Here is a 21,143-nt window from a genome sequence, read left to right as displayed (position 1 = left end):
ATGCGGCCTCCTATGCTGTGGGAATGAGCGCCGCGTCACGCACCGAAGGGCCCCGCGTGCTCGTCGCGGAGGACGACAGCCGTCTCGCGGGCATGCTCGAGACGCTGCTGCGCTCCGACGGGTACGACGTCGTGATCGCCCGCGACGGGCAGCGCGCGCTGCACCTCGGCCTCACCGAGGCGTTCGGCGCCGTCGTGCTCGACCGCGGCCTCCCCGCCGTCGACGGGCTCGGGGTGCTCGCCGGGCTGCGCAAGAACGGTGTGACGACGCCCGTGCTGATCCTGTCGGCGCTCGGCACCGCGCCCGACCGCGTCGACGGACTGAACGCGGGCGCCGAGGACTACCTGGCCAAGCCGTTCGACATCGACGAGCTGCTGGCGCGGGTCCGTGCTCTGATCCGCCGCGCGTCGTCGAGCGTGCCGACCGTGCGGTTCCCTGGCGGGAGGCTGGACGTCGGCAGCCGCACCGTGACGCTCGCCGACGGGGGCCGCACCGTGCTCTCCGACCGGGAGGCCGGCCTCCTCGAACTGCTGGCCCGGCGTCCCGAGCAGGTCTTCTCGCGCGGCGTGCTGCTCGACGAGGTGTTCGCCGACGCCGACGACCCCGGCGTGGTCGACACCTACGTGCACCACCTCCGCAAGAAGTTCGGCCGCACCCTGATCGAGACCGTGCGCGGGGTGGGCTACCGGCTGGGCGGCCTGGAATGAGGGCCGATCAGCGCGAGCTGCGCGCAGCCTCCAGCCGGCTCGCCGTGCAGTTCGCCCTCATCATCGTGGCGCTGTTCGCGGTGCTGGGCGGCGTCGTCTACGTCGTGGTCTCGACCGGTCAGAACGAGGCGGCGCACCGCGCGCTGCAGGACGCCTCGATGATCGACTCGGTGCACGACGCACCACGGAATCTGCTGATCACGGTGGTGATGCCGGACGGCGGCAGGGACAGCTCGCCGCACCTCCCGAGCGGGCTTCCCGACGAGAAGGCGCTGCAGGACGTCATCCAGAACGGCGGCTCGCGGCTGGAGACCGTCGACGCCGGCGGCCAGAGCTACCTGACCCAGACCGACGTGCGGCGCGGCAAGGTCGTGCAGGTCTCCTACGGGCTCAGGGAGCAGCAGGAGGAGCTCAACCGGCTGCTGGTCGCGCTCGTGATCTCCGGCATCATCGCGACCGTCGCGGCAGCGGGCATCGGCCTCCTGCTCGCCCGCCGTTCGATGCGCCCGATGTCGGAGGCGCTCGCCCTGCAGCGACGGTTCGTCGCCGATGCCGGGCACGAGCTGCGCACCCCTCTGACGCTGCTGAGCACGCGGGCGCAACTGCTGCGACGGCGGCTGGCCTCCGGCGACGCCTCCGTCTCCGAGGTCGACGTGCGCGACGGGCTCGACGAGATCGTCGACGACAGCCGCGCGCTGACCGAGATCGTGGAGGACCTCCTCACTGCGGCCGACCCGCGCCAGAGCGCGGAGGCGGAGGGCGTCGACATCGGCGCGCTCGCGGCGGTCGTGGCGCGCTCGGCCGAGGGACGCGCGCACGATCGCGGCATCGCGATCTCGACGGACGCCGTGGAGGACGCCGTGGTCACCGGTGCTCCGGTCTCGCTGCGGCGGCTCATCGTGGCGCTGGTCGACAACGCGCTCGATCACGCGGTCGCTCAGGTCGGCATCGCGGTGACGGCATCGCGCGACGAGGTCGTGCTGACGGTGTCGGACGACGGGCCGGGATTCGCAGACGAAGAGCGCGCGTTCGACCGGTTCGCCTCCACGCGCGCCGCGAGCGCAGCCATCGGAGGCGGCCACGAGCGGCACTACGGGCTCGGGCTGGCGCTGGTCGCGGAGGTGGTCGACCGGCACGGCGGCACGGTGACGGCCGCCGGCGCTGCGGGCGGCGGCGCGGAGGTCGTGGTGCGGTTGCCGCGGGCGCACGCGTGACTCCGAGCATCGTGAGCCTGCGGCTGCTGGTGCAGACCGTCGAGCGGGGCAGCGTCTCGCAGGCGGCGCGCGCGGTCGGCCTGACGCAGCAGGCGGCCTCCGCCCGGCTCGCCGCGCTCGAACGCGATCTCGGCGTCGCCCTGATGGTGCGCAGCACGCACGGCACGCGGCCCACCGAGGCCGGCGCACTGGTCGCCGAGTGGGCGGCGGAGGTGCTCGACGCCGCCGACCGGTTCGACGCGAGCGTGCTGTCGTTGCGCGAGTCGTCGCAGGGCAGCCTCCGGATCGCCGCCAGCATGACCATCGCCGAGAACCTGGCGCCGCGCTGGCTGACGGCCATGCAGGGCGAGTCGCCCGACCTGCGCATCGAGCTCATCGCCGCCAACAGCGAGGCCGTCGTTGCTGCCGTGCGGAGTGGTGCCGCCGCGATCGGGTTCATCGAGACGCCCGACCTCCCCGCCGACCTGGAGGCCGCCACCATCGGCTCGGACGAGCTCGTGGTGGTCGTCGGGCGGGGGCACCCATGGGGGCGTCGCACGCGCGGAGTCTCCGTGGAGGACCTCGCCCGCACACCCGTCGTGGCGCGGGAGAGCGGCTCCGGAACCCGACTCGCCTACGAGCGCGCCGTCGCCGACGCCGGCCACCCGGCCGTGCGCCCCGCGCTGGAGCTCTCATCGACGAGCGCCATCCGCGCCACGGCGGCGGCCGGCGACCACCCGGCCGTGCTCAGCATTCTCGCCGTGCGCGAGCAGCTCGCGGCCGAGACGCTCGCGAAGGTGCCGGTGCGGCAGCTGCGGATCGTGCGACCGCTCACCGCGGTGTGGCGGCGCAGCAACGCAGGCCTGCCGGACGCGGTGCGGCGGCTGCTGGAGGTCGTGCGGGCGGCGTCCTGAGCGCGGCCGCTGCGCCGCTGCGGCGGGGCACGGGATGCGGCTCAGGGAGGAAATGCAGGGCGGACGGCAGCGAGAAAGCAGATAACGGAGGAGATCGGCGGGGTTTGAGGGCGGATGTCCTCCGCTCCCGACCGCAGGATTGGACCCTCAGAGCTGGCCGGTCAGAGCTGGCCGGTCAGCGCCGGCCGGTCAGAGCTGACCGGTCAGAGCTGGCCGGTCAGAGCTGGCCGGTCAGCGCCAGCACCGCCAGGCTCGTGACCGCGACCAGGGTCGAGAGGATCCCGCCCAGGAGCAGCGGCCTCCACCCCGCGCGCCGGATGGCGGCGATGTCGGTCGAGAGGCCGATCCCGGCGAGCGCGACCGACACCAGGAACACACTGACCGCCACGAGCGCGTCATGCACCCCGGCCGGGATCGGCACGACCGAGTTCGCCGCCGCTACGACCAGGAACCCGACCAGGAACCACGGCACGAGCCCCACGATCCGGCGGGCGGTGAGCGGAGCACCGGCGTTGCGCCTCCGGTGCTCGACGACGGCGAGGGTGACGCTGATCGGGATGATCATGAGCGTGCGCACCAGCTTGACGACGACCGCGAAGCCCAGAGCGGAGGTCGCGAACAGGCTTGCCGCCGCCACCACCGAGCTGGTGTCGTTCACCGCCGTGCCGGCGAACAGGCCGAACGCGTGCGGCGTCATCCCCAGCGCGTGGCCGATGAGGGGGAAGACGAGCACGGCGACGGCGTTGAAGAGGAAGATCGTCGACACCGCATACGCGATCTCCGCGCTGGCCGCCCCGATGATCGGCGACACCGCGGCGATGGCGGACGCCCCGCAGATCCCCGTGCCGACTCCGATGAGCGTGCGCTCGCGGGTGGGGATGCGCAGCGCCTTTCCGAGCAGCCAGGCGGCCAGCAGGCACACCGCGAGCGTCGTCAGCATCACCGGCAGCGACTGCACGCCGACGACGAGGATGCTCGACAGGGACAGCTGGACCCCGAGGAGGACGACGGCGAGCTGCAGCACGAACTTGCCCGAGTAGGCGATCCCCGGGGCGAAGCGACCGGACGGCCTCCTGATCACTCCCACGATCACTCCGATGATCAGTGCGGGCAGCGCGCTGCCGAGCGCCGGGACGAACCGGGAGACCACGGTGGCGACCAGGGCGATCACGACGGTGATCGCGACGCCGGGGGCGACCTCCACCGCTCGTGTGGTCAGTCGGGTCGGGAGGGTGCGGGCGCGGGCGAACTGCATGTGTTCGAGCCTGGTGGATCGCGGGGGCCGTCCGCTACCGGGTTCGCGTTGTGGGGGCACAACCCCAGATTGTGACTAGCGTCGCTTGCCGCCCACGCCGGGCACCGAGGCGACCTGCCTCATCCACTCGCCCACAAGGCGCTCGTCGAGCTCGTCGATCGTGTGCAGTTCGACGCCCCGGGTGGCCTTCCCCATGCCGATCGGCGTCACCGGCGGCACGGGATCGAGCGCCACGCCGTTGATGAACATGACTTTGACATGGTCGTCGAAGCCGCCGCAGCAGAAGCACCAGCCGTCACCCACGCCGTAATACGACATCCCCCACTTGATCGAGCGCTGCAGGTTCGGGAGCGTGCGCGCCGCGAGCGCGTCGACCGCCTCCGCGATGCCCCGCTGAGGTTGGGGGAGGCTCGCGATGTACGCGAAGACGGGCTTGTCGCCCACGGCCGCCTTCGCGGGGCTGGCACGGCCGGTCATGGCGTGCGGGAGCGGCGCGTCAGCGCTGTCGCCGGGGGTGCGGGCGGTCATGGAGGGGATTGTAGTTCGCCTCCGTCAGGAGGTGCACCAGACGTTCCAGCTGCTGCGACCAACCCGGCTCCAGCCCCGCCAGCATCGGTGCCGCCTCGGGGTGCTCGGCGCTGGCGCGGATCGTCACGCGCATCGCCGTCTCGGCCTCCCCGGCGAGCCGGACATCCACCTCCACCGGGAACACGACTCGCCCATCGGGGTGCAGCGGGGAGAGTTCGAACCTCAGTCGTGTCCCCGTTTCGACCTCCTGCACCGCGCCGGCGGACGCGTACTCCGCCCCGTCGGCCTCACGGAGCACCAGCTCCGTGCGTGCTCCCCGCACCGGGGCGACCGCGCAGCGCACCACGGTGAAGTGCCGCGGAGACCACCACCGCGCGGCCACCTCCGGGTCGGTCCACGCGCGCCAGACGGCCGTACGGGAGGCCGGCACGCGGCGCTGCAATGTGAAATCGACTGTTGCGGGGCGCCCGGAACCGGTGCGCTCCTCCGCCTCGGCCACTCCCGCCGCGTAGTCGTCGAGCGCCCGGTCGTCCTCCGTCTCCGCGGCCAGCCCGTCGAACCAGGCCGCGAGCCGGCCGAGCGCCTCACGGTCCAGGCTCGCCAACCGGCGGCGGCCCAGCTTCTGCACCCGGATGAGGCCGGCGGCCTCCAGCGCTTGCACGTGCTTCGTCGTCTGCGGCTGGAGGGCGCCGAGAGCGGAGGTCAGCTCGCCCACGGTGCGAGGGCCGTCGGCGAGCAGCATCACGATGCGGAACCGCGTCGGCTCGCCGATCGTCGCCAAGACCTGCTGCGCGTCCACTTCGCCTCCCTTACGCAGAATAATGGACGTTGACACATTCGTCTAGACGAATATATTGTGGCTCTCGAACGCACGATCCACGACGACAGGAGACCACGATGAAGACCATCGAACGAACCGTGTCCGCTCAGCCGGACACCGTCTGGGAGCTCTGGACCACGCCCGCGGGCATCTCGCGCTGGTGGGCGCCGGACGGCTTCCGCACCGACGTGGACAGTCTGGACCTGCGGCCCGGCGGCGAACTCGTCTACACGATGACGGCGGAGGCGCCGGAGCAGGTGGCCTTCCTCGAGCAGAACGGCCTCCCCCTCAGCACCGAGTCGCGCAAGGTCTTCACCGAGCTGGAGCAGCCGGGCCGGATCGCCTACCGCTCGGTCATCGACTTCGTCCCCGACCACGAGCCGTACGAGCAGCTCACCGTGGTCGACCTCCAGCCGACCGCCGAAGGCACGCGCGTCGTGATGCAGGTCGAGGAGATGCACGACGACGTCTGGACGGAGCGGCTGCTCGCCGGCCGGGCCAACGAGCTGGAGAACCTGGCGCGACTGGTCGGGGGCGGCGTCTGACGCCACATTCGGCGCAAATCCACAGCCTCCGCTACGCGTCGGCGAGCTCGGTCGGCTCCACGATCGCGTCGACGAGGGCGCCGTTGCGCCAGACGGTGAGCTCGAGGCGCCGGCCGATGGTGCTGGCGATCATGAGGCGCTGGAGGTCGGCGACGGCGTGGATGCGCATCCGGTCGAGCGAGATCAGCACGTCGCCCGGGCGGATCCCCGCGAGGTCGGCCGGGCTGTCCGGAACGACCGACATCACCTGGATCCCGGTACGGGCTCCCGCCTTGCGGGCGACGTCCTCCTGGAGGGCGATCTCGGCTCCCGCGATGCCGAGCCAGCCGCGACGCACGCGACCCTCGCGCATCAGCGTGTCCACGATCTGCCTGCTGGTCGCGTTGATCGGCACGGCGAGGCCGAGACCGGTGCCGGCGACGGCCGTGTTCACGCCGATCATGCGGGCGGAACTGTCGGCCAGCGCCCCGCCGCTGTTCCCGGGGTTGAGCGCGGCGTCCGTCTGTATCACCTCGTCAACCACTCGCCCCGCCCGCGTGGGCAGCGAACGGCCGAGCGCGGAGACGATGCCGGCGGTCACGCTTCCCGCGAGGCCCAGCGGGTTGCCGACCGCCACGACGAGCTGGCCGACCTGGAGGGCGGCGGCGTCACCGAGCTCCACGGGGGCCGGAGTCGGGGCGTCGGCCTGCAGGATGGCGAGGTCGGACAGCGGGTCCCTCCCGACGATGTGAGCCCGCACCCGGGTGCCGTCGCCGAACGCGAGGTCGACCTGGGTCGCCCCCTCCACGACGTGCGCGCTGGTCAGGAGGTGGCCGTCCGCCGAGACGACCGTGGCGCTGCCGAGGCCGACACCGCGGGAGGTCCGCGCAGTCACCGCGGCGACGGCCGGCCCGACCGCGGCGGCGACCCGCACCACCACCGCCGAGTAGGCGTCCAGGGCTCCGGCATCCGTCATAAGACGAGTGTGCGCCTCACGCACGGCGTTGCTCCCGTCGTTCGCCCACGGCGCACGCCGGTCGGTGAACCGAAGATTCCGACCGCGTGAGGAGTCTCCCGCAGCGGGAATCGACACTCGACACGAAGATTCGCTGCGGATTGCGTAGCGCGCCTGGACATCCCATCGCATAGGATTGGCCCCGCCCACCGTCGAAGGAGACTGGATGTGAGCGAGCAGCCCGCCATCAGGCTGACCGGTTTGACCAAGCGTTTCGGATCGGTCGCCGCCGTCGACCACCTCGACCTGGAGATCGCCGCCGGCGAGTTCTTCTCGATGCTCGGACCTTCGGGCTCGGGGAAGACCACCGTGCTGCGCTGCATCGCCGGCTTCGAGCAACCGACATCGGGCACGATCGAGCTGTTCGGGCAGGACGTGACGAGCAAGCCGGCCGCCGCCCGCGACGTCAACACGGTCTTTCAGGACTACGCGCTGTTCCCGCACATGTCCGTCGTGGACAACGTCGCGTACGGCCTGCGCGTCCGCGGCGTCAAACGATCCGAGCGGCGCAGGAGGGCGCTCGACGCGCTCGCCTCCGTTCGGCTGGAGGGGTTCGCCGATCGCAAGCCCGCCCAGCTCTCCGGCGGTCAGCGACAGCGCGTGGCACTCGCCCGCGCGACGGTCGTGCAGCCCAAGGCGCTCCTGCTCGACGAGCCGCTCGGCGCACTCGACCTCAAGCTCCGGCAGCAGATGCAGGTCGAACTCAAGCAGCTCCAGCACGAGCTCGGCATCGCGTTCGTCTTCGTCACCCACGACCAGGACGAGGCCCTCACGCTCTCCGACCGCATCGCGGTCTTCAACAACGGCCGGATCGAGCAGCTCGGCACCCCCCGCGAACTCTACGAGCACCCGGTCTCGCGGTTCGTCGCCGACTTCGTCGGGACCTCCAACCTGTTCGGCCCGGAGCACGCCTGGAGCATCCTCGCCCGGCGCGGCGAGTACTCGATCCGGCCCGAGAAGCTGGCGCTTCACACGGTCGGCGAGGCCGCAGACCTGGCCGGGACGGCGAGCGCCGCCGGAACGCTCGTCGAGTCGGTGTACGCGGGCAACAGCATCCGGCGCGTGGTCGACCTCGACGCCGGTCTGCGCATCTCGGTGCTGGAGCGCAACGACCGCACCCACCGCACAGAACTCGATCGCGGCACCCGGGTGCACATCTCGTGGAACGACGACGACCTCCGGGAGCTCGCCCCGGCGTCCCCCGACTCCGAGCCCGAGCCGGAGCCGGAGCCCGCAACAGCAGACGTACCTCGCAGCAGAGGTGTAGAAGAGAGGCAAGACTCATGATTCGTGGAACGAAGCGCCTCGCGCGCTCGGCCGCCGCGGTTGCGGCCGTCTCCGCCGCCATCCTCGTGCTCGCCGGTTGCTCCGGCGGCGGCAACTCGGGAGGCTCGGCGGGCTCGGTCCCCAGCGTCCCGATGGCGAAGAAGCTCGGGTCCAACGAGGGCCAGCTGAACATCATCGTCTGGGCGGGCTACGCCGAAGACGGCACGAACGATCCGAGCGTCGACTGGGTCACCCCCTTCGAGAAGAGCACGGGTTGCCAGGTCAACGCCAAGGTCGCGGGCACCTCCGATGAGATGGTGCAGCTCATGCGCACCGGCGACTACGACGGCGTCTCGGCCTCCGGAGACGCCACCCTGCGTCTCGTCTACGGCGGCCAGGTCGCGCCGGTGAACACCAAGCTCGTGCCGAACTACACCACGATCTCCAGCTTCCTGAAGAACAAGGCGTGGAACTCGGTCGACGGGCAGATGTACGGAATCCCGCACGGCTGGGGCGCGAACGTGCTCATGTACAACAAGGCGACGGTCACCCCGGCGCCGGACTCCTGGTCGGCCGTCTTCGACGACGCCTCCAAGTACACCGGCAAGGTGACGGCCTACGACTCGCCGATCTACATCGCCGACGCCGCCCTCTACCTGCAGGCGCACGACAAGTCGCTCGGCATCAAGGACCCGTACTCGCTGACCGAGAAGCAGCTCGACGCCGCCGTGTCGCTGCTCAAGAAGCAGAAGGCCTCCGTCGGGGAGTACTGGTCGGACTACACCAAGGCCGTGCAGTCATTCGAGTCGGGCAGCAGCGAGGTCGGCACCTCGTGGCAGGTCATCGCGAACCTGATCCAGAGCGACGGCAAGGTGCAGGTCGGCACGACCGTCCCGAAGGAAGGCTCCACCGGCTGGTCGGACACCTGGATGATCTCGTCCAAGTCGAAGCACCCGAACTGCATGTACCAGTGGATGAACTGGATACCTCCCCGAAGGTGAACGCGGAGGTCGCCGAGTGGTTCGGTGAGGCCCCCGCCCAGACGAAGGCCTGCGAGCAGACCGCCGACCCCAACTTCTGCGCCACCTACCACGCCACCGACGCCGACTATGCGTCCAAGATCCACTACTGGACCACGCCGCAGACCAAGTGCGTCGACGGCAGCGGCACGAACTGCACCGCTTACAGCGAATGGGTCAGCAAGTGGCAGGAGATCAAGGGATGAAAGCACGCCTGGGCTTCCTGCTCGGGCCTCCCCTGCTCTGGCTCGTCGTCATCTACCTCGGCTCGATCGCCGTCCTCCTGGTGTCGTCCTTCTGGACGGTGAACGGCTTCACGGGGGCGGTGGAGCCGACCTTCACCCTCCAGAACTACGCGACGCTGGTCACCGACCCGCTCTACGGGACCGTCGCGCTGCGCACGCTGCTCGTGGCGCTCGGCGTGACGCTCATCGACGCCGTGGTCGCCTTCCCGATGGCTCTGTACATCGCGAAGGTGGCCCGGCCGAGCCGTCGCGCGCTCTACCTCGTGGCGGTGACGACGCCGCTCTGGGCCAGCTACCTGGTCAAGGCGTACGCGTGGCGCATCCTCGTCGAGCCGGGAGGCCCGATCGCCGTCGCGACGGGAGGCTACACACCCGGGTTCGGCCTCCCGGCGACGATCATGACGCTGGCCTACCTCTGGCTGCCGTACATGATCATCCCCGTGTACGCCGGCTTCGACCGGGTCCCCGACTCGTTCTTCGAGGCGAGCTACGACCTCGGCGCGTCGACCTGGCGGACGATCCGCACGGTCGCGTTCCCCCTGGTGTTCCCCGCGATCGTGGCCGGCTCGATCTTCACCTTCGCGCTGAGCTTCGGCGACTACATCGCGGTCGGGATCGTGGGAGGCAAGACGCAGCTGCTCGCCAACCTGATCTACGGCCAGCTGGTCACCGCGAACAACCAGCCGCTCGCGGCCGCTCTCTCGGTCATCCCACTGATCGCCGTCGTGCTCTACCTGCTGGCGGTCCGCCGCACGGGCGCATTGGAGAACGTATGAAGCTGCTCTCGACGCCCGCGCGCATCGTAGTCGGGCTCTGCATGGCCGTCGGCCTCGTCATCCTGTACGTGCCGCTGCTGCTCATCGTGCTGAACTCGTTCAACAGCTCCCGCACGTTCTCGTTCCCCCCTCCCGGGTTCACGCTGCAGTGGTGGGTGGACGCGTTCCACTCGCGCGGAGCCGCGGACGCGCTCGCGACCTCGGTGATCGCCGGGCTGTGCGCGTCGGCGATCGCGCTGGTGCTCGGGACGATGGCCGCGTTCGCCGTCCAGCGGTTCCGGTTCTTCGGGCGCCAGAGCATCAACTTCCTGGTGGTGCTGCCGATCACCCTCCCGGGGATCGTCACCGGCATCGCGCTCGCGTCGACCTTCACCACCGTGCTCGGCCCGGTCGGGGTGACGCTGGGGCTGGCCACCGTCATCATCGGCCACGCCACGTTCTGCATCGTCATCGTCTACAACAACGTGCAGGCGCGGTTGCGGCGGATGGGGACCTCCCTCGAGGAGGCCTCGGGCGACCTCGGCGCCCGAGGCTGGCAGACGTTCCTCTGGGTGACGCTGCCGCAGGTGCGCGGTGCGCTCGCGGCCGGCGTGCTGCTGGCGTTCGCACTGAGCTTCGACGAGATCGTGGTGACGACGTTCACCGCGGGGCCGGCCGTGCAGACCCTCCCGATCTGGATCTTCCAGAACCTGTTCCGGCCGAACCAGGCGCCGGTCGTGAACGTCGTGGCGGCGGTGCTGACGATCCTCGCCATCATCCCGGTGTGGATCTCGCAGCGCCTCGCCGGCGACTCGGTGTCGAGCCGCGTGTAGGCGTCCCGGCCTCCGACCTTCGTCACGAAAACGCAGATTCGTGCCACGAATCTCGACATTCGTGACGAATGTCCAGGGTCAGCGGACGGGGAGGTGTGCGCGAAGCGCGGCTGCGACGGCCTGCGGCTTGCCGCGGTCGGCGGCGTTCTGGGTGGCCGAGTGGCCGGCGCCGTCGATCGTGGCGGTCGCGGCGCCGGGCAGCAGCTGGTGGAGGCGCTCGACGGCGTGCCGCAGGTAGCCGGGCGACTTCGCGGCGCCGATGAGGACGACCGTGCCGCGAAGCGCGCGATAGCGCTCGATGTCGTCGGCGTGCTCGGCGACGATGCGCATGTCGTACGGCACGCCGGCCGCGAGTTCGGTCATGGAGGCTCCGCCGACCGGCAGCGTGCCGGCGTCCTTGGCGATCATCTTCCGGGTGCTCGACTCGAGCATCCGCCGCGGGAAGAAGCGGAGGAAGCCCGGCCCCATCTGCGTGCCGAGCAGGGCGGTGACCATGTAGGCCCCCACGTCGCCGCGCGCGACCTCCGGGTCGAACCGAGGCAGGAACCCCTCGAGGTCGAGGGACCCGTCGGCGACGAGAGCCGGCTCGAAGAGCACCACGGCGAGCTCCGGGTGCCGGAGGCCGACCTCCGCGGCGAGGATGGCGCCGGAACTGATGCCCAGCACGGTCGTCGCCCCGGTGGCCGCGACGACCGCCTCGATGTCGGCGAGCTCGGAGGCCGGGTCGTACGCGCTCAGGGCCGGGTAGGGACCGCTGCGACCGCGGCCGCGGCGGTTGATCAGGTGCACGGTGAACGTGTCGCCGAGCGCCTCCGCCAGCTCGCTCTGGCTGGCGGCCGACTGCATCGTGCCGTGCACGACGACGTGGCCGGGGCCGGTTCCTGTGCTGAAGTACTCGATCGGCGTGCCATCCTCGGAGGACACGAGGTGGGCGGTGAGGCCGCCGGCGGGTCGTGCGGTGCTGACTGTACGGGACATCGGAACTGCCTTTCGTGACGACGAAGAATTGTCTTAGTCACTAAGATAATGAGTAAATGAGAGGTTTGCAAGAGTGGAAGCACACAATCGTGACGCTCTGATCGCGCGGCTGACCGACCTGGGCGCGCAATCCGCGAGCCTGACGGCGCTCTTCCAGCAGCGGGCGGCGGCGAGCTACGGCCTCGGCGTGAGCGACATGAAGGCCCTCGACCTGCTGATGCGTAACGGCCCGCAGACCGCCGGTCAGCTCGGCGCGGCGCTCGGGCTGACCTCCGGAGCCGTCACCGGGATCGCCGACCGCCTGATCCAGCGCGGGTTCGCCCGCCGCGAGACCGACGCCGCCGACCGGCGCCGAGTGCTGCTCTCGGCCGACTTCGAAGTACTGACCTCGGGGCCGAACGTCTACCAGTGGATCGGAGAGGCGTTCCGGGCGTTGCACGACTCACTGACCACCGAGCAGCTCGAATTCCTCACGCGCTACCAGGAGGAGGCGATCGCGCTCACCCAGGAGGCCGTCGACCGGCTCGCGCAGAGCGACTAGCGAGCACGACGAAGGGGAGCGCGCAGACCCGCCCCGCCGACGTAGAGTGCCCGCATGTCAGCCACCTCCCTCCCCGCGTCGGGCGAGCCTCCCCTCGACGGGCCGAAGACCTGCGACGCGAGCGGCATGATCGAGATCCACCGCTTGTTCCGGCACTCGTTCGGCGAAGCCCGCGGCCTGGTCGACGGCGTCGCGGACGGCGACACCGCTCACGCGGACGTCGTCGCGGCCCAGCTCTCGCTGATCTCGGTGTCGCTGCACGCCCACCACGAGGCCGAGGACGAACGGCTCTGGCCGGCGATCGACGAACGCGCCCCCGCCTGCGCGGCGCACGTCGAGCGGATGAAGCAGCAGCACGCGGCGATGCTCGTGCAGCTGAACGCGCTCGACGCCGCGCTCCCCGCGTGGAGGGCCGCTCCGGCCTCCACCACCGCCGCGCCCGTGCACAGCGCCCTCGACGGGATCAACACCGCGCTCGCGCTGCACCTCCCCGACGAGGAGGCGAACATCGTCCCGGTCATGGAGTACACGATCACCAAGCAGGAGGAGGAGTGGTTCGCCAAGCACGGCCGGGCCAGCACCCCCAAGGGCCAGAACTGGAACATGCTCGGCGCCATCCTCGCCTCCCAGCCCGACGGCGGCGACGAGTGGATGAAGAAGCATCTCCCCGGTCCGGTGACGCTGCTCTGGCGGTGGGTCGGGGCGGCGAAGTACGCGAAGTACCGCGCCGAGCTGGAGGGGGATGCGGCACCGCGCGCGTGAGCGGGGCCACTGTCGGGAGCTCCGGGGTCACGGGACGCGAGCGCGCTCGCGCACCGCGGCCACGGCGCCCCGCACGATGAGGAAGCCCGCATAGGCCAGCAGGAGGATGCCGACGGCGGGGAGGATCCAGGACCGCTGGCCCTGGTCGAGGGCGCTGTTCACGTAGCCGAGCAGCGGGATGCTGTACCAGACCTCGCCGCGCACCTGGTCGGCGATCACGGGCGGGTCGGCCTTCGCGTTGTTGTCGCCCTTGGTCGTGAACGTGAGGCCTCCAGTCGTGGAGTGCGTGATCGCGATGACGCGGTGGGAGATGACCTCTGGCTGTCCCGATCGGATCTGGTAGGTGACGACGTCGCCGACGCGGATGTCGGCCGCGGCGACCGGCTTCACCACGACCAGGGTCCCGGGAGGGAGGGTCGGCTCCATCGATGACGTCAGGATGGTCACCGGCACGGCGCCGGCGAGGCGAGGCACCACGATGGCCACGGTGGCGAGCAGCAGCACGAGGCCGAGGAGGCCCGCGCTCACGCCGATCCCGATGTACTCGAGGAGGGTCTCCGGTCGCCGGCGGCGGGAGCGCCGACCGGGGCTGCGGGACATCACGGCGGTCACGGCGTCACCGCCACGAGCGAGAACTGCTGCGACGCCGCCGTCGCCGAGCAGGTGGCGGCGCGCAGCTGGCCTCCGGTGCCGGCGTCGAGGCAGACCGTGGTGCCGTTGGCGGAGGGGGTGACCGCGAACCGGAAGAGTCCGTTCACCAGCGCAGTGGTCGTCCACTGGGCCCGGGTCTGGCCCGCGTTGATGCCCAGCTGCACCAGGGCGTTCGGAGGCGAGCCCGCGGCACTCCAGTAGTACAGCGGCGAGGTCGGGCTCGGCCGGGAAGAGGTCACGGCTCCCGTCGTGTTCGCCGCAGGCAGCGTCCATGCCTGGCCGCCGGCGGCCGTGGTCGCGACGCAGGCCGTCTGGCTCACGGCGGTTCCGCTGCCGAGTCCGGTCGCCGGCACCGCGGCGCACAAACCCGTCGCCGCACTGACCACCTCGTACCAGGTGGTGGACACGATCGGCGCCGAAACGGTGACGGGGGTGGAGGCCGCCGAGACGTTGCCGGCCGCGTCGGCAGCCGTGACTGTGACCGTGTGGTCGCCCGGTGGCAGCGGGAGGGTCGCCGTCGTCGCCGGGGCTGCGACGGAGGCCACGGTCACGCCGTCTCGGGCGATCCGGTAACTCGTGACTCCGACGTTGTCGGTGGACGAGAACGCCAGGGTCGCCGAGGTCGCTGTCGACGACGTCAGCGAGAGCGTCGGCGTCGCTGGCGCGATGTCGTCGGTGAACGACTGCGTCGAGCTGACCGACGCGCTGCTCGTCCAGGTGCCCGCCGTGACGACCGACGTGATGGTCAGCGCCACGGCCGAGCCGCCGGCGATCCCGGAGGCGGAGGCGACGTTCATCGCCGAGCGGATGCAGTACGCGCTCGTCGCGCCGGGCGCGATCGTGCCGGTGAGCGGGATGCCAGCGGCCGACGCCCAGGTGGAGGTGTACGCGCCGGAGGGCGCCGTCGCCGCCGCCGTGCAGGATGCGACGCTCGCCACCGGCCACACGGTGATCCCGATGGCGCGCGCGAGCGCCGACGAGCTGCCGGACCCGAGGGTCACGACCGAGCTCAGCGAGCTGGTGACCGTGCCCGTGTTGGTGACGACCACGCCTCCCGTCGTGGTGGTCTGCCCCGAGCGGAAGGTGAACGCGAGCGTCGGCCCCATCGTCTCTGTGAGCGAGACCGTGCCTCCCGTGACCGTGCCGCCGTTGGAGGAGGCGGCTCCGTTCCAGAGGGCGTAGCTGCCTCCGCCGGGCAGGCCGGCGAACGCTGTCAACGCGATCAGAGCGGCAGCCCCTGCGAGCACGAGCGGAAGGCGCCGGCGAGCAGCCGGAGACCGGAGGCCCGGGCGGTTGTCCGCCCGGTGCCTCGCGCCCCTCCGGCCGCCCGCCATGACTTCGCGCCTCCGCCGCGTCGCTCGCGCCCGGCTACTGCTGCTGCAGCGTGATCGCCAGCTTGGTGAGGTCGACCGTGCCGCCCTGGGCGGTGGTGCCCGAGGTGGTGGGGTCGAAGGGCAGCGTCACGACCACGGTGACCGTGGTGGTGGCAGCCAGGCCGGCGACCTTGTACGTGTTCGGCGTGGCCGTCGCGGTGATGCCGGTCGGCAGGGTGCCCGGGATGGTGACGGTCATCCCGCTGGTCAGCGCGGCGGCGAGCTGAGCGCTCGCGGTGCCGGTGCCGGCCTTGATGGAGGTCGGGTCGACGGTGAGCAGCGCGCTCAGGTTGTCGCCGGTCGCCGAGAGGTCGACCTTCTGGGTGAAGGTCAGCACGTCGCCGGGGACGGCGCGGAAGCTGGAGATGGTGATCGGGGAGGCCGCGCCGCTGCCGTGCGCGGCCGTCCAGCTGCCGGTGCCGTTCGGGACGATGGTGATCGTGCCGGACTGCACGGTTCCGGCGGCGGCCGTGGCCGAGCCGTTCCAGAGGGCGAAGGATCCGGCGCCGGTGAGGAGGAGGGCGATGCCCACGGCTCCGGCGATGGCGCCCTTGGTGAACCTGTTCATGGGGTGTGCTCACATTCTGTTCGGGTCGAGTCCCGGCAGGCGCGAGCGCGCTCGACGATGAGCGCGTCACAGGCACGTCGTTCGGGTCGACGTCGGTGATGCGGAGTGCCCCGTCAGTCAGGGCCGCCCTCTAGGTCGGGCGTGGTGCTGTGCTCCAGCGGGGAGGGTCGGATCCCCGTCGACGAGCCACCTGCGACCGATTTTCGGGTAGGTCGCACCGGCTCGACGCCGACACTAGCGTGTCGGTCAAATGGAGGACAACAGGTGGGGTACACCCAGAACGAGGGGGCCTGATCGGGGGCGCTGCGGCTCATCCGGAGAAGGGCGGCGGCGCGCCGGCGGACCGCCCGTAACTCCGGAGAATCCACGTCGGGCGACGCGGATCTCCGGAGTTGCGGACGCAGCTACACCGCCGGCTCCGTGATGCGCCGCGCCTCGCGCCGGCCCTGCGCGAAGCCGGCGCGGGCCGAGGGCGGGCGCGTCGCCGGGTCCATCTGGTTGGTGCCCATGGCCTCCAGGGAGGCCGCGTCGGGCGTGATCACGACGACCCGGCTGCCCTGCGCCCGCAGCGCCTCCACCTGGTCGGCGAGCTCGTAGCCCGGGAAGCGCCGGATGCCCTCGAACTGGCCGGGGCGGACCCAGTCCGCGCCACCGAACGGCGACAGCACGATCACGGTCGCGTAGCCGGCCGCCAGGTCGGCGTTCTCGGCCGAGCGGACCCCTCCGTTGATGTAGTGGACGCCGTCCACGACGTGCGTGGCGGTGCCGCCCGGCAGCGCGGTGCTCGCAGTGACGGCGTCGGCCAGTTGCACGCCGGAGTCGCGGTCGAAGGCGACCAGCTCGCCGGTGTGCGCGTTGAGCGCGACGACGAGCATGGGGCGCTCCGGCCAGCGCTGGCTCGGGAGCCGGGAGGCGACGAGCGCGCGCCGCTGCTCGGCGCCGGGGCGGAGCACGTCATCGCTCTCCAGGGCGAAGGCGCCGAGCGCCCTGTGCAGTTCCTCCGCCGAGGAGGCCGCGGCGCCGATGGCGCGCAGTCGTTCGAACAGCTCCTGTTGCGGGATGGAGGCCGGCCGCTGGGCCGGGCTCTGCGGGGCGCCGCTCGGCCGGGCCGATGCCACCAGCGCGGCGGCGTACAGGTCGGCGGCCGGCATCCCGCTGCGGACGCCTGCCGCCGCGGTGGAGCCGGCGGAGGTGCCGATCACCAGGTCGGCGAGTTCGGTCAGGTCGTGGCCGGCGTCGGCCAGACCGGCGATGACGCCCATCTGCCAGGCATTGCCTGCGGCTCCCCCGCCGCCGAGGACGAGGGCGACGTCGTGAGAAGAGTGCGGTTCGTGGTTCTGATCCATGTCGTGATCCTTCGGGAGAAGTGCAAGGGCACCCGCGGATCGACGACGCAGCGCTAGAGGCTGCGGCGCAAGGGGGCGAGCACCCGACTGTTGATGGAAATCGGACTCACCTCCTCTGCTGGCGCGCTACGGCAGCGCGTACGGACGAACGCTTGAACGATAGTCGCGCGCGCGGGCCACCGCAAACCACCGTCTCAGGGCGCCGGCGCCGGCACGTGCTCCAGCCCCAGCCCCGCCTGCCCGTACGTGCTGAGCACCTCCCCGATCACGACCCGGTACGAGCCGATCCAGCGTTCGTGGAGGCGCTTCGCCTCCCGGTGCGTATCCATGCCGATCAGCTGGTGGAGGGCCTCCAGGCTCTCCCAGTAGTAGACCTCCGAGTGCAGACCGGTCTCTGCGTTCTCCCACGCCTCCTCGCCGAGGAAGCCCGGGATGCTGCGGGCGCGCTCGGCGATCTCGTCGTTGAGCCGATGGAACTCATCGTCGTACGGCTTCGTCGCGAAGATGAACGTGGAGGTGTAGGTCGTGCCGGTCATGCGAGCAGCATAAGGAGCGCGCTCATCCGAACGCCAGGTACGTCCCCGCCTTGCCCGGCTCGCGCAGCTCGAAACGGACGGCGAGGTCGGTGTGCGCCAGGAGGCGCACCTGCTGCTCGAACTGCTCGTTGGTGACGAAGACGACCCTCTCGAAACCCCAGTCGTCGCGCAACCATGCGCGTAGCGCGCCGAGCAGCGCCCGGTCGAGGCCGGCCTCCAGCTGCGACAGCCGTACCCAGAAGTAGGCGACGGCATCGACGTCGTTCCACGCCTCGCCACCCACGGGCGCGACCGTCGATCTTGCCAGGAAGCTCGCCGTCGTCGGGAACAGGTAGACGCAGCCGAGGCAGACGGTGTCCCCCGGGTCGCGCACCGTGAAGGTGTAGGCGCGGTGTTCGTCGTGCCGCTGCTGGAGGCCGGCGAGGTCCTCCCGGTTCGCCTCCACGGTGAAGTCGTCGGCGGGCCACTCCGACTGCTCCCACCGGCGGAGCAGCTCGCGCGTCTCCATCAGCGCCGCGAAGTCGTCCGCAGCGTCGTCGGTGCGGATCGGGCGCAGCACGAAGCGCTCGTGTCTCAGCGCGACCGGCACGGTCGCGCCCGGATCGCCGAAGGACGCCACGTCACGACTCCGCTGGCGGCGACGTGTGCGGGATCGACAGCTGGTCGAGCTGACGTTCGTGCACGCCGCGCACGAACTCCCAGCCCCCGCGCGGCGACTCGACGCGCGGGTCGTGCGGCTCGTAGCCGTCAGCGAGGGCCTCCACGTAGGCCCGGTCGCGGGCGAGGCGGTCGCGCAGGTCGGACGCGCCTCCGACCGAGCCGTGGCCCGGGATGACGACGGTCGCGGTGCCCGCCTCGGCCTCCAGCAGCTGCAGCGCGGCGAGGTAGTCGCCGAGCGGGTCCGCGGCGCCGGCCAGGTCGAGCATCGGGACGAACACGTCGGACAGCATGTCGCCCGCCGCCAGCACGCCCGCCGCTTCGATCACGAGCCCCGCGTGGCCGGGCGCGTGCGCCCGGTGCTCGAGGACGCGCACCGTCGGGCCGTCCCAGGGGATCCGGTCGGCGTCGGCGGCCAGACCGGTGATGTCGTCGCCGAGGCCGGTGAGGCGCACGTCGTCGGGGATGCCGAACCGCTTCGCGTCGATCCCGGCCGCGAGCCGCCGGCGCGCGGTGTCCGCGGCGAGCGCCGTCGCCCAGTGGTCGACTTCGCCGAGCGCGGGATGCCACAGCAGATGGTCCCAGTGCGGGTGCGTCGCGAATCCCGCGACGACCGTATGACCGGCCCGCTGGAGGTCGCCGGCGAGCTCGAGGATCTCGCCCTCGTGGATGCCCGGGTCGATGACCAGCACCCCCGACTCCCCCACGACGACCACCGCGTTGGTCTGACACCACGCGCTGGTATAGACGAGCACCCCGTCAGCCACTTCGCTCAGCACGGCACCAACCTACCCCGCGCCCTCCTACCGGGCCCCTGCCCCTCCCGCAGAAAGGAGATCCGGGCGCGACACGCCCGTGATCTCCTTCCAGACACCCTCTGACAGGAGATCCTCGGGCGTGTCTCCTGCGGTCCACAAGCGCGGCCCCGCGCACGTCATCCACACCTCCCGGCCGGGCCTGCCGGGGGCGGCGTGCGCGCTGATACGGTGATCGCGTGACCGACGACGGCAGAGAGATGGTCCTGATCGAGGGCGGCACGTTCGCGATGGGGTCCGCCGAGTTCTACCCGGACGAACAGCCCGTCGTCGAACGGGAGGTCGCCTCCTTCCTCATCGACCGCTACCAGGTCACGAACGAGGACTACGCGCGCTTCGTCGCCGACACCGGGTACGTCACCGTCGCCGAACGTCCGATGGCGGCCGCCGACTACCCCGGCGTCGCGCCGGAGGATCTCGTACCCGGTGCCATGGTCTTCACGCCGACCGCAGGTCCCGTCGACCTCGGCGACTGGCGCAACTGGTGGAGGTGGCAGCCCGGCGCCTCCTGGCGGGCGCCCTTCGGTCCCGGCTCGGCGATCGACGACCGGCTGCACCATCCCGTCGTGCACATCGCGTTCGAGGACGCCCAGACCTACGCCGCCTGGGCGGACAAGCGGCTGCCGACGGAGGCCGAGCACGAGTTCGCCTCCCGCGGAGGCGTCGCCGGCGCACGGTTCGCGTGGGGCGAGGAGCCCTACCCCGGCGGTGTGCCGCAGGCCAACTCCTGGCTGGGCCGCTTCCCCTACGACAACCACGGGGTCGGCGGCACCGCAGCGGTCGGCTCGTATCCCGCGAACGGTTTCGGGGTCTACGACCTGATCGGCAACGTCTGGGAGTGGACGACCGACTACTACACGCCCCGGCACGTGCGACTGAGCGACAATCCCGTCGACGCCGGCAAGCGGCAGAACCTGCTCGCGACGGCGAGCGCGCACGAGGGCGAGACCATCCCGCGGCGCGTGCTCAAGGGCGGCTCGTTCCTGTGCTCGCCGGAGTACTGCCTGCGGTTCCGCCCGGCGGCGCGGTCACCGCAAGCGGAGGACACCGGGATGTCGCACATCGGGTTCCGATGCGCCGCCGACGCCTGAGAACGACCGACGCCTGAGCTGACCAACGCGAGCGCACCCCCCGCCTGAGCACGACCGCCGCCGTCAGAGCACCGCCGCGATCCAGCGCCCCACGAAGTCGACCCCGATCACCAGCAGCACCACGACCAGCAGGGTGGTTCCGTGTTCGGCGAGCCAGGTCTGCAGCCGCCGTAGCGGGGCCTCCGCCCGGTCGGGTGCGACGATCGCGGCACCGACCGGGATGGTCACCGAGCTGGTGCTGAGCAGCACGAACACGACGACCACTACGAGCTGGGCGGCGGCGGCGAGGCCACCGGTCGCGATGTCGACGCCGACAGCCGCCGCGACCGCGAGGTGCAGGGGGCTGACGATCGAGAGGACGAGCCCGAGCCCCAGCGCCGACCACGGCGTGAGCCGGCCGATCATCCGCGAGAGCCGCGGAGGTCGTAGCTCGATGCCGGGCCGCGGGCGCGCCCGCCAGGCGAGGGCGGCCGACCCGAACATCACGAGCGCGACGATCGGGTCGAGGAACCAGGCGTCGCTCTTCAGCGAGGGCAGCTGGATCGCCCCGATGGCGGCGCCGAAGACGGTGAACAGCACGATGTAGAGGGCGATCCCCACGACCCAGCCGATCGCGTAGGCGCCGGGAACCGCCCGCGCCCGGCCGGAGAGCAGCAGAGCGGTCGCCGCCATCACGCGCGTCGGGCTGAACCACACGACCAGTGCGAGCGGGAGGATGGCACCGACGACCGCGAGCATCCCGTCCTCCGCC

General features: G+C 71.4%; 25 protein-coding genes. 12 read left to right on the top strand and 13 right to left on the bottom strand.

From position 1 onward, the window contains the following. The first annotated feature begins 23 nt into the window (after positions 1-23). Genes ASF88_RS02390 through ASF88_RS02380 form a run of 3 tightly spaced genes read left to right on the top strand, consistent with a single transcriptional unit; the run spans position 24 to position 2,814 of the window. Positions 24-707, top strand: coding sequence for a response regulator transcription factor (locus tag ASF88_RS02390; RefSeq protein ID WP_235493247.1), 684 nt, complete (start codon positions 24-26; stop codon positions 705-707). Further along, a complete protein-coding gene (locus ASF88_RS02385; protein ID WP_055913723.1) occupies positions 704-1,921 on the top strand; it encodes a sensor histidine kinase in 1,218 nt (405 codons plus the stop codon). The genes ASF88_RS02390 and ASF88_RS02385 overlap by 4 nt, the downstream gene beginning before the upstream one ends. After that, positions 1,918-2,814: a LysR family transcriptional regulator gene (locus ASF88_RS02380; RefSeq protein ID WP_055913720.1), complete on the top strand. Its 897-nt coding sequence runs from the start codon at positions 1,918-1,920 to the stop codon at positions 2,812-2,814. Before ASF88_RS02385 ends, ASF88_RS02380 begins: the two co-directional genes overlap by 4 nt. Positions 2,815-3,031: 217 nt before the next feature. On the opposite strand, the gene ASF88_RS02375 is transcribed toward ASF88_RS02380, so the two are convergent. From ASF88_RS02375 to ASF88_RS02365, 3 genes are all read right to left on the bottom strand, one after another. Further along, entirely contained in the window at positions 3,032-4,069 is a 1,038-nt protein-coding gene (locus ASF88_RS02375) for a YeiH family protein (protein WP_055913717.1), read from the bottom strand. A 75-nt stretch (positions 4,070-4,144) separates the two neighbouring features. Continuing rightward, on the bottom strand, positions 4,145-4,597 hold the full coding sequence (locus ASF88_RS02370; protein ID WP_055913714.1) for a DUF1801 domain-containing protein: 453 nt from the start codon (positions 4,595-4,597) through the stop codon (positions 4,145-4,147). Then, positions 4,566-5,396, bottom strand: a complete 831-nt coding sequence (locus tag ASF88_RS02365) for a metalloregulator ArsR/SmtB family transcription factor (protein WP_055913711.1) — start codon at positions 5,394-5,396, stop codon at positions 4,566-4,568. The genes ASF88_RS02370 and ASF88_RS02365 overlap by 32 nt, the downstream gene beginning before the upstream one ends. A 98-nt stretch (positions 5,397-5,494) precedes the next feature. Between ASF88_RS02365 and ASF88_RS02360 the strand changes: the two genes are divergently transcribed. Beyond that, positions 5,495-5,962, top strand: a complete 468-nt coding sequence (locus tag ASF88_RS02360) for an SRPBCC family protein (protein ID WP_055913709.1) — start codon at positions 5,495-5,497, stop codon at positions 5,960-5,962. Positions 5,963-5,993: 31 nt separating this feature from the next. Here ASF88_RS02360 and ASF88_RS02355 read toward each other — a convergent pair whose 3' ends face one another. Then, positions 5,994-6,917, bottom strand: a complete 924-nt coding sequence (locus tag ASF88_RS02355) for a S1C family serine protease (RefSeq protein WP_055913706.1) — start codon at positions 6,915-6,917, stop codon at positions 5,994-5,996. A 207-nt stretch (positions 6,918-7,124) separates the two neighbouring features. On the opposite strand from ASF88_RS02355, the gene ASF88_RS02350 reads away from it, so the two are divergent. From ASF88_RS02350 to ASF88_RS02335, 5 genes are read left to right on the top strand one after another with little or no spacing between them, the layout of a single operon-like run. Continuing rightward, on the top strand, positions 7,125-8,243 hold the full coding sequence (locus ASF88_RS02350; protein ID WP_235493246.1) for an ABC transporter ATP-binding protein: 1,119 nt from the start codon (positions 7,125-7,127) through the stop codon (positions 8,241-8,243). After that, the gene (locus ASF88_RS02345; RefSeq protein ID WP_235493245.1) at positions 8,240-9,223 is read left to right on the top strand and encodes an extracellular solute-binding protein; all 984 of its coding nucleotides are present in this window, start codon (positions 8,240-8,242) and stop codon (positions 9,221-9,223) included. Before ASF88_RS02350 ends, ASF88_RS02345 begins: the two co-directional genes overlap by 4 nt. Next, entirely contained in the window at positions 9,193-9,447 is a 255-nt protein-coding gene (locus ASF88_RS20865) for a hypothetical protein (protein WP_235493244.1), read from the top strand. The genes ASF88_RS02345 and ASF88_RS20865 overlap by 31 nt, the downstream gene beginning before the upstream one ends. Next, positions 9,444-10,262, top strand: coding sequence for an ABC transporter permease (locus ASF88_RS02340; protein ID WP_235493243.1), 819 nt, complete (start codon positions 9,444-9,446; stop codon positions 10,260-10,262). The genes ASF88_RS20865 and ASF88_RS02340 overlap by 4 nt, the downstream gene beginning before the upstream one ends. After that, entirely contained in the window at positions 10,259-11,074 is an 816-nt protein-coding gene (locus ASF88_RS02335) for an ABC transporter permease (protein WP_055913697.1), read from the top strand. Before ASF88_RS02340 ends, ASF88_RS02335 begins: the two co-directional genes overlap by 4 nt. A gap of 78 nt (positions 11,075-11,152) precedes the next feature. Here the strand turns inward: ASF88_RS02335 and ASF88_RS02330 are convergent, their stop codons facing one another. Continuing rightward, positions 11,153-12,052 carry an alpha/beta fold hydrolase gene (locus ASF88_RS02330; RefSeq protein WP_055913694.1) on the bottom strand — a complete coding sequence of 300 codons (900 nt, stop codon included), beginning with the start codon at positions 12,050-12,052 and terminating at the stop codon, positions 11,153-11,155. Between the two features lie 73 nt (positions 12,053-12,125). Between ASF88_RS02330 and ASF88_RS02325 the strand changes: the two genes are divergently transcribed. Further along, positions 12,126-12,593: a MarR family transcriptional regulator gene (locus ASF88_RS02325; protein ID WP_055913691.1), complete on the top strand. Its 468-nt coding sequence runs from the start codon at positions 12,126-12,128 to the stop codon at positions 12,591-12,593. A 54-nt stretch (positions 12,594-12,647) separates the two neighbouring features. Continuing rightward, on the top strand, positions 12,648-13,355 hold the full coding sequence (locus ASF88_RS02320) for a hemerythrin domain-containing protein (RefSeq protein WP_055913688.1): 708 nt from the start codon (positions 12,648-12,650) through the stop codon (positions 13,353-13,355). A 27-nt stretch (positions 13,356-13,382) separates the two neighbouring features. Here ASF88_RS02320 and ASF88_RS02315 read toward each other — a convergent pair whose 3' ends face one another. The 7 genes from ASF88_RS02315 to ASF88_RS02280 form a co-directional block, all read right to left on the bottom strand. Beyond that, positions 13,383-13,967, bottom strand: coding sequence for a signal peptidase I (locus ASF88_RS02315; RefSeq protein WP_055913685.1), 585 nt, complete (start codon positions 13,965-13,967; stop codon positions 13,383-13,385). Beyond that, the gene (locus tag ASF88_RS02310; protein ID WP_157498163.1) at positions 13,964-15,253 is read right to left on the bottom strand and encodes a hypothetical protein; all 1,290 of its coding nucleotides are present in this window, start codon (positions 15,251-15,253) and stop codon (positions 13,964-13,966) included. Before ASF88_RS02310 ends, ASF88_RS02315 begins: the two co-directional genes overlap by 4 nt. Positions 15,254-15,374: 121 nt before the next feature. Continuing rightward, positions 15,375-15,947, bottom strand: coding sequence for an alternate-type signal peptide domain-containing protein (locus tag ASF88_RS02300; protein ID WP_055913676.1), 573 nt, complete (start codon positions 15,945-15,947; stop codon positions 15,375-15,377). 404 nt (positions 15,948-16,351) lie between these two features. Further along, positions 16,352-17,293 carry a patatin-like phospholipase family protein gene (locus ASF88_RS02295; RefSeq protein WP_055913673.1) on the bottom strand — a complete coding sequence of 314 codons (942 nt, stop codon included), beginning with the start codon at positions 17,291-17,293 and terminating at the stop codon, positions 16,352-16,354. A 194-nt stretch (positions 17,294-17,487) separates the two neighbouring features. After that, complete coding sequence (locus tag ASF88_RS02290) at positions 17,488-17,829, bottom strand: antibiotic biosynthesis monooxygenase family protein (RefSeq protein ID WP_055913671.1); 342 nt, start codon at positions 17,827-17,829, stop codon at positions 17,488-17,490. Positions 17,830-17,851: 22 nt separating this feature from the next. Beyond that, entirely contained in the window at positions 17,852-18,448 is a 597-nt protein-coding gene (locus ASF88_RS02285; RefSeq protein WP_055913668.1) for a GNAT family N-acetyltransferase, read from the bottom strand. Between the two features lies 1 nt (position 18,449). After that, positions 18,450-19,265 (bottom strand): MBL fold metallo-hydrolase, encoded by an 816-nt coding sequence (locus tag ASF88_RS02280; protein WP_055913665.1) that lies wholly within the window; start codon positions 19,263-19,265, stop codon positions 18,450-18,452. A 236-nt stretch (positions 19,266-19,501) separates the two neighbouring features. On the opposite strand from ASF88_RS02280, the gene ASF88_RS02275 reads away from it, so the two are divergent. Then, positions 19,502-20,392 (top strand): formylglycine-generating enzyme family protein, encoded by an 891-nt coding sequence (locus ASF88_RS02275; RefSeq protein WP_055916585.1) that lies wholly within the window; start codon positions 19,502-19,504, stop codon positions 20,390-20,392. A gap of 63 nt (positions 20,393-20,455) precedes the next feature. Here the strand turns inward: ASF88_RS02275 and ASF88_RS02270 are convergent, their stop codons facing one another. Next, positions 20,456-21,130, bottom strand: coding sequence for a GAP family protein (locus tag ASF88_RS02270; protein WP_055913662.1), 675 nt, complete (start codon positions 21,128-21,130; stop codon positions 20,456-20,458). Positions 21,131-21,143: the final 13 nt, after the last annotated feature.

It is taken from the genome of Leifsonia sp. Leaf336, assembly GCF_001423695.1.
Classification (GTDB): Bacteria; Actinomycetota; Actinomycetes; order Actinomycetales; family Microbacteriaceae; genus Leifsonia.
Note: the sequence above shows the minus strand (reverse complement) of the source record. Positions and strands in the feature narration are given on the sequence as shown.

Excerpts from the sequence above, each read along its gene's own strand:
- ASF88_RS02390 (WP_235493247.1), top strand. The coding sequence starts at position 24 with ATGAGCGCCGCGTCACGCACCGAAGGGCCCCGCGTGCTCGTCGCGGAG.
- ASF88_RS02385 (WP_055913723.1), top strand. The coding sequence starts at position 704 with ATGAGGGCCGATCAGCGCGAGCTGCGCGCAGCCTCCAGCCGGCTCGCC.
- ASF88_RS02375 (WP_055913717.1), bottom strand. The coding sequence starts at position 4,069 with ATGCAGTTCGCCCGCGCCCGCACCCTCCCGACCCGACTGACCACACGA.
- ASF88_RS02370 (WP_055913714.1), bottom strand. The coding sequence starts at position 4,597 with ATGACCGCCCGCACCCCCGGCGACAGCGCTGACGCGCCGCTCCCGCAC.
- ASF88_RS02360 (WP_055913709.1), top strand. The coding sequence starts at position 5,495 with ATGAAGACCATCGAACGAACCGTGTCCGCTCAGCCGGACACCGTCTGG.
- ASF88_RS02355 (WP_055913706.1), bottom strand. The coding sequence starts at position 6,917 with ATGACGGATGCCGGAGCCCTGGACGCCTACTCGGCGGTGGTGGTGCGG.
- ASF88_RS02345 (WP_235493245.1), top strand. The coding sequence starts at position 8,240 with ATGATTCGTGGAACGAAGCGCCTCGCGCGCTCGGCCGCCGCGGTTGCG.
- ASF88_RS02340 (WP_235493243.1), top strand. The coding sequence starts at position 9,444 with ATGAAAGCACGCCTGGGCTTCCTGCTCGGGCCTCCCCTGCTCTGGCTC.
- ASF88_RS02335 (WP_055913697.1), top strand. The coding sequence starts at position 10,259 with ATGAAGCTGCTCTCGACGCCCGCGCGCATCGTAGTCGGGCTCTGCATG.
- ASF88_RS02330 (WP_055913694.1), bottom strand. The coding sequence starts at position 12,052 with ATGTCCCGTACAGTCAGCACCGCACGACCCGCCGGCGGCCTCACCGCC.
- ASF88_RS02320 (WP_055913688.1), top strand. The coding sequence starts at position 12,648 with ATGTCAGCCACCTCCCTCCCCGCGTCGGGCGAGCCTCCCCTCGACGGG.
- ASF88_RS02300 (WP_055913676.1), bottom strand. The coding sequence starts at position 15,947 with ATGAACAGGTTCACCAAGGGCGCCATCGCCGGAGCCGTGGGCATCGCC.
- ASF88_RS02295 (WP_055913673.1), bottom strand. The coding sequence starts at position 17,293 with ATGGATCAGAACCACGAACCGCACTCTTCTCACGACGTCGCCCTCGTC.
- ASF88_RS02290 (WP_055913671.1), bottom strand. The coding sequence starts at position 17,829 with ATGACCGGCACGACCTACACCTCCACGTTCATCTTCGCGACGAAGCCG.
- ASF88_RS02275 (WP_055916585.1), top strand. The coding sequence starts at position 19,502 with ATGGTCCTGATCGAGGGCGGCACGTTCGCGATGGGGTCCGCCGAGTTC.
- ASF88_RS02270 (WP_055913662.1), bottom strand. The coding sequence starts at position 21,130 with ATGCTCGCGGTCGTCGGTGCCATCCTCCCGCTCGCACTGGTCGTGTGG.